Source organism: Salinarimonas sp. NSM, from assembly GCF_052380005.1.
Classification (GTDB): domain Bacteria; phylum Pseudomonadota; class Alphaproteobacteria; order Rhizobiales; family Beijerinckiaceae; genus Salinarimonas.
Map to the genome: position 1 here is coordinate 45,013 of NZ_JBQTCJ010000027.1, position 10,088 is coordinate 55,100.

The 10,088-nt window shown below is 70.7% G+C and carries 10 protein-coding genes and 1 pseudogene; 3 read left to right on the forward strand and 8 right to left on the reverse strand.

Annotated elements, in window-relative coordinates:
* Positions 1-19: 19 nt before the first annotated feature.
* A complete protein-coding gene (locus tag ACTZWW_RS11620; RefSeq protein WP_444781116.1) occupies positions 20-580 on the reverse strand; it encodes a hypothetical protein in 561 nt (186 codons plus the stop codon).
* Positions 581-674: 94 nt separating this feature from the next.
* Between ACTZWW_RS11620 and ACTZWW_RS11625 the strand changes: the two genes are divergently transcribed.
* On the forward strand, positions 675-1,514 hold the full coding sequence (locus ACTZWW_RS11625) for an SDR family NAD(P)-dependent oxidoreductase (protein ID WP_444781117.1): 840 nt from the start codon (positions 675-677) through the stop codon (positions 1,512-1,514).
* Here ACTZWW_RS11625 and ACTZWW_RS11630 read toward each other — a convergent pair.
* Positions 1,471-2,094 carry a vitamin K epoxide reductase family protein gene (locus tag ACTZWW_RS11630; RefSeq protein ID WP_444781118.1) on the reverse strand — a complete coding sequence of 208 codons (624 nt, stop codon included), beginning with the start codon at positions 2,092-2,094 and terminating at the stop codon, positions 1,471-1,473. The two genes, ACTZWW_RS11625 and ACTZWW_RS11630, sit on opposite strands and share 44 nt — an antisense overlap.
* 126 nt (positions 2,095-2,220) lie before the next feature.
* Between ACTZWW_RS11630 and ACTZWW_RS11635 the strand changes: the two genes are divergently transcribed.
* Positions 2,221-2,619 carry a methylglyoxal synthase gene (locus ACTZWW_RS11635; RefSeq protein ID WP_444781119.1) on the forward strand — a complete coding sequence of 133 codons (399 nt, stop codon included), beginning with the start codon at positions 2,221-2,223 and terminating at the stop codon, positions 2,617-2,619.
* An 85-nt stretch (positions 2,620-2,704) separates the two neighbouring features.
* Here ACTZWW_RS11635 and ACTZWW_RS11640 read toward each other — a convergent pair whose 3' ends face one another.
* From ACTZWW_RS11640 to ACTZWW_RS11665, 6 genes are all read right to left on the reverse strand, one after another.
* Positions 2,705-3,730 (reverse strand): class I fructose-bisphosphate aldolase, encoded by a 1,026-nt coding sequence (locus ACTZWW_RS11640; RefSeq protein WP_444781120.1) that lies wholly within the window; start codon positions 3,728-3,730, stop codon positions 2,705-2,707.
* Between the two features lie 46 nt (positions 3,731-3,776).
* A complete protein-coding gene (locus ACTZWW_RS11645) occupies positions 3,777-4,982 on the reverse strand; it encodes a phosphoglycerate kinase (protein WP_444781121.1) in 1,206 nt (401 codons plus the stop codon).
* Between the two features lie 89 nt (positions 4,983-5,071).
* A complete protein-coding gene (gene gap / locus ACTZWW_RS11650) occupies positions 5,072-6,079 on the reverse strand; it encodes a type I glyceraldehyde-3-phosphate dehydrogenase (RefSeq protein WP_444781122.1) in 1,008 nt (335 codons plus the stop codon).
* 94 nt (positions 6,080-6,173) lie between these two features.
* A complete protein-coding gene (gene tkt, locus ACTZWW_RS11655; RefSeq protein ID WP_444781123.1) occupies positions 6,174-8,204 on the reverse strand; it encodes a transketolase in 2,031 nt (676 codons plus the stop codon).
* Between the two features lie 296 nt (positions 8,205-8,500).
* Positions 8,501-8,668 (reverse strand): 50S ribosomal protein L33, encoded by a 168-nt coding sequence (gene rpmG / locus ACTZWW_RS11660; RefSeq protein WP_372424943.1) that lies wholly within the window; start codon positions 8,666-8,668, stop codon positions 8,501-8,503.
* 148 nt (positions 8,669-8,816) lie between these two features.
* Positions 8,817-9,596: a protein phosphatase CheZ gene (locus ACTZWW_RS11665; RefSeq protein ID WP_444781124.1), complete on the reverse strand. Its 780-nt coding sequence runs from the start codon at positions 9,594-9,596 to the stop codon at positions 8,817-8,819.
* Positions 9,597-9,850: 254 nt separating this feature from the next.
* Between ACTZWW_RS11665 and ACTZWW_RS11670 the strand changes: the two are divergent.
* A pseudogene (locus ACTZWW_RS11670) lies at positions 9,851-10,088 on the forward strand (hypothetical protein); the annotation flags it as partial.

The following is a 10,088-nucleotide window of genomic DNA, read 5'->3' on the forward strand; positions in this document are numbered from 1 at the left end:
TGCGCGCCGGCCCGCGCGATCAGTCGCGCAGGAAGCCGCCCGCGCCGGGGAGGCCGCCGAAGCCGCCGGTGAGGGCGCCCGAGAGCAGCGAGCCGAAGTCGAAGCCGCCACCGCCGATGGTGGTGAGCGCCGACTCGAGTGCCGGGTCGAGACCCGCCAGCGTCGAGAGCGCGTCCATGCCGGTCTGCTCGTCCATCTCGCCGCGCGAGACGGCGCCGATCACCTGGCTCGCGGAGCCGAAGATCGCGCTCTGCGGGTCGACCCCGAGCTGCTCCAGCATCGAGCCGGCCTGGAGGTCGGAGAGGCCCTGACCCTGCAGCGCGCCGTAGGCCATCGCTCCGACCTTGCCCCAAGGCCCGAGGAGGCCCGCCTCGCCCGCCTTGGCGGCGAGGCCCATGATCGTGCCCATGGGGTTGCTCCCGAGCTGCTCCATGAACGCGCCGGGGTTCGTGATGATGCTCGCGAACTCGCCGATGCCGGGCAGCATCTTGTTCATCAGCCCTCCGAAGATCCCGCCGCCTTCTCCGCCGCCGCCGAGGATCTTGCTCCCGATATCCAGTGCTCCACCCAAGATAGCCATGTTCCACGCTCCTGCGGTAAGCTGTCGATACATGGTTATATTCATCATCAGAACGATGCGTCAAGATAGTTTTGAATGAGCTGGAGTTATTATTATGAATGATATCAATGCATCTTCAACGATCGCCCTCGTCGCCGGCGCCTCCCGCGGCGTCGGGCTGGGGATCGCGCTGGGGCTCGCCGAGGCGGGCGCGACGGTGATCGTCACCGGTCGCTCCTCCGAGGCCGGCGCGCGCACCGAGGGGCGCCCTGAGACCGTGGAGGACGCCGCGCGTGCCGTGGAGGCGGCGGGCGGTCGCGGCCACCCCTACGTGTGCGACCATTGCAGCGAGCGCGAGGTCGACGGGCTCGTCTCCTGGGCGCTCAGACGCTTCGGGCGGATCGACGTGGCGATCTCGTCGGTCTGGGGCGGCAACGAGGGCTTCGACGGGGAGACGTTCCCGGACGGCTCGCGCTGGGGCACGCCGTTCTGGCGCCGCCCCGCGGGGCTGATGGGCCGCTTCCAGGAGACGGGCGTGCGCCCCGCGCTGCTGCTGGCGCGCGCCGTGGCGCCGGCGATGGTGGCGGCACGGCGGGGGCTGATCGGCTTCGTGTCCTTCGACACGAGCGGGGGCTATCTCGGCGACGTGTTCTACGACGGCGCGAAGCACGCCCTCAACCGCCTCGCCTTCGCCTGCGCGCAGGAACTCGCGCCCCACGGCGTCACCGCGCTCGCGCTCTCGCCCGGCCATGTGGCGACCGAGCGGGTGCGCGAGGCGGGGGAGGCGGACGCGGCGACGGAGACGCCGCTCTTCGTCGGGCGGGCGGTGGCGGCACTGGCGGCGGACCCGGACGTCGCGCGTCACGCCGGCCGGGTCGTCGCGACCGCCGATCTCGCCCGTCTCTACGACTTCACCGATCGAGACGGGGGCGTGCCGGATCGCTTCCGGCCCTGACCGGCTCCGGGCGCCGGCGCGTTGGAGGCGGCGGCACGCGCCGCTCGTCGACGAGGCCGAGCGCCTTGGCCGTCTCGGGCAGCGACAGCCCGAAGCTCGCGAAGTGCGCGAGCGCGTCGACCATGCAATAGGGGCACCAGGCGCGGTCGACGAAGGGCATGCGGTAGAACAGGTACTGCGCGGCAACCGCCGCCTGCGCGCCGGAGAAGGCGCTCGCGGCGACGGGAATCCACGGCCGCTCGCGCCAGCGCTCGGGCGGGCCGGCGGCAGCGAGCGAGAGGTTCGCGGCGTGCATCGCGAGCGTCAGCGGGCCGTCGGGCATGCCGTAGGAATAGGCCTCGTCGGACGTGTTCACCTTGGCGGTGTCGAAGTGCGGCCGGCGCGTCGGCGGGTCCGGCAGGCGGCGCACGGTGCCGGTCTGGAACAGCGTGACGAAGGCCATCGAGGCCATGCCGACGAGGGAGGTCGCGACGATCGCACGGCGATAGGCCATGTCCCGCGAGCGGTCGTGGCGGATGCGCGCCTCCAGGCGCTCGGGCGTGTAGCCCGGGCTCGTCGCCTCCATGAGATATCGCTTCATCGGGTGCCTCGCTGGTCGGATGCGTCGGCCGGCCAACGCGCGCGCCGCGGCGAGGGTTGCCGCGAGGGTTGCCCCTCGGCCGAAATCGCGCGAGGCTGCCCGCGCTTCCCTGGAGAGCCGAACCGCATGCCGAGCGAGACCGCCGCCGACCCGCGCCCCATCGTCGCCCTCGTCGCCCACGACGAGAAGAAGGCCGATCTCGTGGAGTTCTGCCGCACGCATTCGCAGGAGCTCTCCCGCTTCCGTCTCGTCGCGACGGGGACGACCGGCGGGCGCATCGCCGAGGCGCTCCCCGACCTCGAGATCACGCGGCTCAAGTCCGGCCCACTGGGCGGCGACCAGCAGATCGGCGCGCTCATCGCCGAGGAGCGCGTGGCCGCGATGATCTTCTTCGTCGACGCGCTGACACCCCATCCGCACGACGTCGACGTGAAGGCGCTCATGCGCCTCGCGATCCTCTACGACATCCCCTTCGCCCTGAACCGCGCCAGCGCGGAGCTGGTGCTGAAGGCGAACGGGGCGTGAGGGCGACAGCCGGCCGGAATGCGAAAAGGGCGCCCAGCCTCCCGGACGCCCCCTCCCCGATCGCATCGGCGGCGCGCGGCGGGCCTCAGGCCCCCTGCTTCTCCAGGTCCGTCGACCACTCGCCGGTGGAGGCGAGGCCGTTCATGCGGGCGCGGTGGTTGAAGGCGGCCTGGCCGGCCGCGACGTTCTCCGGCTTGCCGGACCACGCCTTCTGCGGGGCGGCCTGGAGGGCGCGACCGTAGGAGAAGGTCATGTGCCAGGGGAAGCCGCCGATCTTGTTCATGGCGTCGAGATGCGCCGTCGCGTCCACGTCCGACTGGCCGCCGGAGAGGTAGGCGATTCCAGGCACCGCCACGGGCACGCAGCGCTCCAGCACCTGGATCGTGCGCTCGGCGACCTCCTCGACGGAGGCCTGCTTCGGGCACTTCTTACCCGGCACGATCATGTTGGGCTTGAGCACCGTGCCTTCCAGCACGACGCGCATCTCGTAGAGCTCCTGGAAGAGCGTCTTGAGCACCCACTCCGTGACGTCGGCGCAGCGCTTGATGTCGTGGTCGCCGTCCATCAGCACCTCGGGCTCGACGATCGGCACGATGTCGGCCTCCTGGCAGATGGCGGCGTAGCGCGCCAGTGCGTGGCAGTTCGCCTTCACCGCCGTCCAGGTCGGGATGCCGTCGGCGATGTCGATCACCGCGCGCCACTTGGCGAAGCGCGCGCCGAGCTCGTAGTATTCCTGCATGCGCCGCGGCAGGCGGTCGAGGCCTTCGGTGATGGTCTCCCCCGGGCAGCCGGGTAGCGGACGCGCGCCGGCGTCGACCTTGATGCCGGGGATCGAGCCCGACTGCTTGATCACCTCGACGAGGGGCGTGCCGTCCTTGGCCTTCTGGCGGATGGTCTCGTCGAACAGGATCACGCCCGAGATGTGCTCGCGCATCGCCGGCTGCGTCCGGAACATGAATTCCCGGTAGTCGCGGCGATTGTCCTCGGTGTTCTCGACGCCGATCGCGTCGAAGCGCTTCTGGATGGTCGCGGTGCTCTCGTCGGCGGCGAGGATGCCCTTGCCGGGCTGCACCATCGCGTAGGCCACCTCTGTCAGCTGGTCGATGTTCATCGCGCCCCTTTCCTTTCCTCGGTTCCGGTCTCGTACGGTTCGGATCTCAGCGACGCAGCGCCTCGACACCCGGCAGGCTCTTGCCCTCGAGCCATTCGAGGAAGGCCCCGCCGGCGGTGGAGACGTAGGAGAAGTCGTCGGCCACGCCCGCGTGGTTGAGCGCCGCGACGGTGTCCCCGCCGCCGGCGATCGAGACGAGCGCGCCCTCGCGGGTGCGCTGCGCCGCGTAGCGCGCGGCCTCGACCGTGCCCTTGTCGAAGGGCGTCTTCTCGAAGGCGCCCAGCGGGCCGTTCCAGACCAGCGTCTTCGCGTCGCCGATCGCCGCGCGCACGCGGTCGACGGAGAGCGAGCCGACGTCGAGGATCATGCCGTCCTCGGGAATGGCGTCGATGCCGTACTCGTGGTGCGGCGCGTGCGCCTCGAATTTCTCCGCCACGGTCGCGTCGACCGGCAGCACGATGGCGCAGCTCGTCGCCTTCGCCTTGTCGAGGATGCGCTGTGCGGTCGCGGCGAGGTCGCGCTCGGCCAGCGACTTGCCGACCCCGACGCCGATGGCGTGGAGGAAGGTGTTGGCCATGCCCCCGCCGATGACGAGGCTGTCGACCTTGGAGACGAGGTTCTCGAGCAGATCGAGCTTGGTCGAGACCTTGGCGCCGCCGACGACGGCGCAGACCGGCCGCTCGGGTTGCTCGAGCGCCTTCGTCAGCGCGTCGAGCTCCGCCTGCATCGCGCGTCCCGCGAAGGGCGGCAGGACGTGGGCGAGGCCCTCCGTCGAGGCGTGGGCGCGGTGGGCGGCGGAGAATGCGTCGTTGACGTAGATGTCGCCGTTCTCGGCGAGCGCCCGGGCGAAGTCCGCGTCGTTCTTCTCCTCGCCCGCATGGAAGCGGGTGTTCTCGAGCAGCAGAACGTCGCCGTCCCCCATCCGCGCCACGGCCGCGCGGGCCACCTCTCCGACGCAATCCTCCGCGAAGGCGACGTCGCGACCCAGCGCCTCGGCGAGGGCCGGTACGACCACCTTCAGGCTCTCGCTCTCGACCCTCTGGCCCTTCGGGCGGCCGAAATGGGCGAGGAGGACGACGCGCCCGCCCTTGTCGGCGATCTCGCGGATCGTCGGCACGACGCGCGCGATGCGGGTCGCGTCGCCGACGCGCCCGTCCTCGACGGGAACGTTGAGGTCGACGCGCAGGAGCACGCGCTTGCCGCGCGGGTCGGCGTCGTCGAGGGTGCGGAAGGCGCTGGTCTTGTCGGCCATGGCGGGCACTCCGTGCGGTGGGGGCGTCGACGATCGGATCGCGGGCGAGAACCCGGCGCGGCTGGCGCCGGGTCTCGCGGGGCGTTGCGTCAGATCAGCTTCGCCATGTGCACGGCGGTGTCGGCCATCCGGTTCGAGAAGCCCCACTCGTTGTCGTACCACGACATGACGCGCACCATCGTGCCCTCGAGCACCTTGGTCTGGTCCATGTGGAAGATCGACGAGTGCGGATCGTGGTTGAAGTCCGAGGAGACGAGCTTCTCGAACGTATAGTTCAACACACCCTTCATCGGGCCGTCGGCGGCCGCCTGGATGGCGGCGTTGATCTCCTCGACCGACGTCTTGCGCTTGGCGACGAACTTGAAGTCGATCACCGAGACGTTGGGCGTGGGCACGCGCACGGACACGCCGTCGAGCTTGCCGTCGAGCTCGGGCAGGACCAGGCCCACCGCCTTCGCCGCGCCCGTCGAGGTCGGGATCATCGACAGCGCCGCCGCGCGGGCGCGGTAGAGGTCCTTGTGGATCTGGTCCAGCGACGGCTGGTCGTTCGTGTAGGAGTGGATCGTCGTCATGAAGCCGTGGTCGATGCCGACCGCGTCGTTCAGCGCCTTCGCTACGGGCGCGAGGCAGTTCGTCGTGCACGAGGCGTTGGAGATGACGAGGTGATCCTTCGTCAGCGCCTGGTGGTTCACGCCGTAGACGACCGTGAGGTCCGCACCGGTGGCGGGCGCCGAGACGATGACGCGCTTGGCGCCGGCGTCGAGGTGCAGCGCCGCCTTGTCTCGCGCGGTGAAGATGCCGGTGCACTCGAGCGCGATGTCGACGCCGAGGTCCCCGTGCGGCAGCTCCGCGGGGTTCTTCACCGCCGTGACCCTGATCGGGCCGGTGCCGACGTCGATCGTGTCGCCGTCGACCGTGACGGTGCCGGGGAAGCGGCCGTGCACCGAATCGTAGCGAAGGAGATGAGCGTTGGTCTCGACCGGGCCGAGGTCGTTGATGGCGACGACCTGGATGTCCGTGCGCCCGCTCTCGGCGATGGCGCGCAGGATGTTGCGCCCGATCCGCCCGAACCCGTTGATGGCGACCTTCACCGTCATCTCGATCTCCCTGTGCTACGCCGGCGCGGTGCGCCGGCTCGTCGATTGCATCTCGTCTCGCCGAGCGGCACGCCGTCGAGACGGCGCGCGCGGCTCAGCCGTTGTGACGCGCCGCGATCTTGTCGGCGAGCGCCGCGGCCGTGATGCCGAAGTGCTCGTAGAGCTGCTTGTAGGGCGCGCTCGCGCCGAAGCTCTCCATGCCGACGAACACGCCGTCGCTGCCGATCACCGCGTCCCAGCCGAAGCGCACGCCGGCCTCGATCGCCGCGCGGATCGGCGCGTCGCCGAGGATGCGCGCGCGCACCTCCTCCGGCTGCGCGAGGAAGAGGTCGAGCGAGGGCGTCGAGACAACGCGCGAAGGGATGCCGCGTTCGGCCAGCAGCGCCTGCGCCGCGAGCGCGATCTCGACCTCCGAGCCGGAGGCGAAGATCGTCGCCTTGGCCGCCGCGCCTTTCGCGGGAGAGAGCTCGTACGCACCGGTCTCGCAGAGGTTGGTCTCGCTGTGCGTCGTGCGCGCCGGGGCGAGGTTCTGGCGGGTGAGCGCGAGCACGCTGGGCCCGTCGGTGCGCTCGAGCGCGAGCTGCCAGCACTCCGCCGTCTCGACCGCGTCGCCGGGGCGGAAGACGCGCATGTTGGGCATCGCGCGCAGCGCCGCGAGGTGCTCCACCGGCTGGTGGGTCGGCCCGTCCTCGCCGAGGCCGATCGAATCGTGCGTCATCACGTAGATCGCCGGCACGCCGGCGAGCGCCGCGATCCGCATGGCGGGGCGGGCGTAGTCGGTGAACACGAGGAAGGTCGCGCCCGCCGGGCGGAAGCCGCCGTGCAGCGCGATCCCGTTCATCGCGGCCGCCATGCCGTGTTCGCGGATGCCGTAGTGCACGTAGCGGCCGGCGAAGTCGCCCGGCTTCACAGGCACGGAGGTCTTTACCTTGACGTTGTTCGACGGCGTCAGGTCGGCGGAGCCGGCGACGAGCTCGGGCACCGCCGGCGCGATGGCCTCGAGCACCGCCTCGCCGGCCTTGCGGGTCGCGACCGCGGCCGGGCTCTCGACGAGCGCGCGCTTGTGGGCCGCGATCGCCTCGACGAGCGCCTGTGGCGGGATGCCGGCGAGGCGCCGCTCGAGCTCGGCGCGGGTCTCCGCCGGGAGCGCCTGGAAGCGCTGCTCCCAGGCCTTGCGGGCGGAGCGGCCCTTGCGGCCGGCCTTCTCCCAGGCCTTCTTGATCGAGGCCGGGATCTCGAAGGGCGCGTGTCCCCAGCCCAGCGCCTTCTTGGCGCCGGCGAGCTCCTCGGCGCCCAGCGGCTCGCCGTGGGCCTTCGACGTGCCCGCGCGGGTGGGCGCGCCGAAGCCGATCGTCGTCTTGCAGGCGATCAGCGTCGGGCGGTCGGACTTCCTGGCGCGCGCAAGCGCCCGGGCGATCGCCGCCTGGTCGTGGCCGTCGACGCGCATCGTCGTCCAGCCGCAGGCCTCGAAGCGCTTGCGCTGGTCCGTCGTGTCCGACAGCGAGAGCGGACCGTCGATGGAGATGCCGTTGTCGTCCCACAGGACGACGAGCTTGCTCAGCCGCAGGTTCCCCGCGAAGGCGATGGCCTCGTGCGAGATGCCCTCCATCAGGTCACCGTCGGAGGCCAGCACGAAGGTGTGGTGATCGACGATCTCCTCGCCGTACTCGGCCGCCAGCATGCGCTCGGCGAGCGCCATGCCGACCGCGGTGGCGATGCCCTGGCCGAGCGGCCCGGTCGTCGTCTCGACGCCCGGCGTGACGAAGTTCTCGGGGTGGCCGGGGGTCTTGGAATGGAGCTGGCGGAAGTTCTTCAGCTCCTCGATGGTCATGCCCTCGACGCCGGTCAGGTGCAGGAGCGCGTAGAGCAGCATCGAGCCGTGGCCGGCGGAGAAGACGAACCGGTCGCGATCGGGCCAGGCCGGATCGGCGGCGTCGTACTTCAGGACCTTGGTGAACAGCACGGTGGCGACGTCCGCCGCCCCCATGGGGAGGCCTGGATGGCCGGACTTGGCCTTCTCCACCGCGTCCATGGCCAGCGCGCGCAGCGCATTGGCGAGGTCGGACGGAGTCGGGGCCGCCTCGGCGGCTGCGGCGGCGCGGGCCGGGTCGAGCTGGTCGTTCACAGGGTCTGGTCCGTGGCTCGTGGGCGGGCCCCGGAGCGCGGGGCCATGAGAGGTCGCGGGCTGATTACCATGGCCCGCCATCGAGTCAAAGCCGGCCCCGAGACTTTCGTCGCAATCCGAGCGCGCGCGTTCCACTGCCGCACCGCGCGAAGCGCGCAGGCGAGAAGCACCGCGCATGAGCGCACAAGCAAAAGGCGCCCACGTGGGCGCCTTCCGTAGCGGCCCGCATCCGCGGGCGGGAGCCTGGGACGTCTGGATCGAAGGAGACGGGGCGACCGTAACGGCGCCCGCGTGGCTCACTTGATCTTCGTCTCCTTGAACTCGACGTGCTTCTTGGCAACGGGATCGTACTTCCGCTGCGTCATCTTCTCCGTCATCGTACGGGTGTTCTTCTTGGTGACGTAGAAGAAGCCGGTGTCGGCGGTCGACAGCAGCTTGACCTTGATGGTGACGGCCTTCGCCATGGGATCGTCCTCGTGAGCCTCGTCGCGGCGCGAGGACCCGTCGGGCCGCCAGCACACCGCCAAAACCGAAGAGGCCGGGCGAGCCCGGCCGAAAGTCGCCTGCATATGCGCGATCGGGCGTCGCGCGTCAAGGCCGGATCGACAGGCCTCAATCGAACAGCGAGTCGATGTCGTCCTGCGAGACGTGGCCCGCGTCCTCCTCGAGCTTGGGCCCGTTGAGCAGCGCCTTCTCGTCGTCGACCTTCGGCCCGAGCACCTCGTGCTGGATCAGCTCCTGGAAGGCGTCGAGGCCGCCCCAGACGTCGATCATGCGGTCGAGGCGCTCCTCGACGAACTTGAGCACGTTGACGATCTTGGTGATGCGCTGGCCGGTCAGGTCCTGGAAGTTGCAGGCCTCGTACATCGAGATCACGCGGTCGAGGATGGCGCCGATCTCGTCGCCCGAGCCCTTGGTTCCGCCCGACGCGCGCAGCATGTTCACGTGCGTCTCGATGTCCTCCAGGCCCGACAGGATCGACCCAGTCGCCTCCTCTGTCGCGGTGACGACGGCGTCGAGCTCGCCGGCGACCCGGCGCATGCCCTTGCCCTCCTCGTCGGACTTGTAGAGCGAGGCGATCTCGCGCTTCGTCTGCGTGATCGCCGCCTTCATGGCGTCGATCTCCTGGCGCAGCGCGTAGACCTCGGTGATCTCCTTGCGATAGGCGTCGATCACGTCCGACGCCAGGCGCTGCGACGGGTCGAGGAACTGGCGCAACTCACCGATGGCCTCGATGATGTGCGACAGCCGCGGGTCGGCGCAGCCGGGTCCCGCCGCGGCACCGGGAGCGGCCCCTGCGGCGGCGCAACCGCCGTTGAGCACCGGCGGTAGCGTGATCGGCTCGTGCCGGAGGGTTTCCTCGATGCGGTAGCGCTTTTGGGAGAAGGACATCTGTCGCCGACGCTGTTCTGGATACGGGAATGGCGCACCTTGTCTCATCAAGGTTTAGGATTGGGTGAACGGGACGCACGAGCGCCGGGCGCGGGCCGTGCAGCGCCGCGTTCACCACGTTGATCCACACGCGCTTAAGGTTAAGCTCAACGAGGCGTCGCACGTCCACGAACCTTCAAGGGTGCGGGGCCTTCGCTCTCCCCCGGGCGTCCGTGCCGGAGCGCGGTCGCCGGGGAATGGAGGGAGAGAGGATCATGCAGACATTCCTCGTGCTCGCGAGGCTCGTGCGGCGCCCGCGCGGCGGCGCCTTCGCCGCGGCGCTCGCCGCATGTCTCGTGCTCGCGGCCCCCGCGCCGCAGGCGCAGGCGCAGGATCTCGGGGGCGGCTTCCTGGAGCTGCTGCTCACCGGCCGGGACCCGACGCCGCAGCGCGCCGCAGCGCTCTACGCCGCCCCCCCGCCGGCCGCAGCCGGCGCGGCGCGCGCCGCGCCGC

What these genes read in the sequence shown, in the direction of transcription:
- ACTZWW_RS11630 (WP_444781118.1), bottom strand. Translation starts at nt 2,094, where the DNA reads ATGAAGCGATATCTCATGGAGGCGACGAGCCCGGGCTACACGCCCGAG.
- ACTZWW_RS11665 (WP_444781124.1), bottom strand. Translation starts at nt 9,596, where the DNA reads ATGTCCTTCTCCCAAAAGCGCTACCGCATCGAGGAAACCCTCCGGCAC.
- ACTZWW_RS11620 (WP_444781116.1), bottom strand. Translation starts at nt 580, where the DNA reads ATGGCTATCTTGGGTGGAGCACTGGATATCGGGAGCAAGATCCTCGGC.
- rpmG (WP_372424943.1), bottom strand. Translation starts at nt 8,668, where the DNA reads ATGGCGAAGGCCGTCACCATCAAGGTCAAGCTGCTGTCGACCGCCGAC.
- ACTZWW_RS11645 (WP_444781121.1), bottom strand. Translation starts at nt 4,982, where the DNA reads ATGGCCGACAAGACCAGCGCCTTCCGCACCCTCGACGACGCCGACCCG.
- ACTZWW_RS11635 (WP_444781119.1), top strand. Translation starts at nt 2,221, where the DNA reads ATGCCGAGCGAGACCGCCGCCGACCCGCGCCCCATCGTCGCCCTCGTC.
- ACTZWW_RS11640 (WP_444781120.1), bottom strand. Translation starts at nt 3,730, where the DNA reads ATGAACATCGACCAGCTGACAGAGGTGGCCTACGCGATGGTGCAGCCC.
- gap (WP_444781122.1), bottom strand. Translation starts at nt 6,079, where the DNA reads ATGACGGTGAAGGTCGCCATCAACGGGTTCGGGCGGATCGGGCGCAAC.
- ACTZWW_RS11625 (WP_444781117.1), top strand. Translation starts at nt 675, where the DNA reads ATGAATGATATCAATGCATCTTCAACGATCGCCCTCGTCGCCGGCGCC.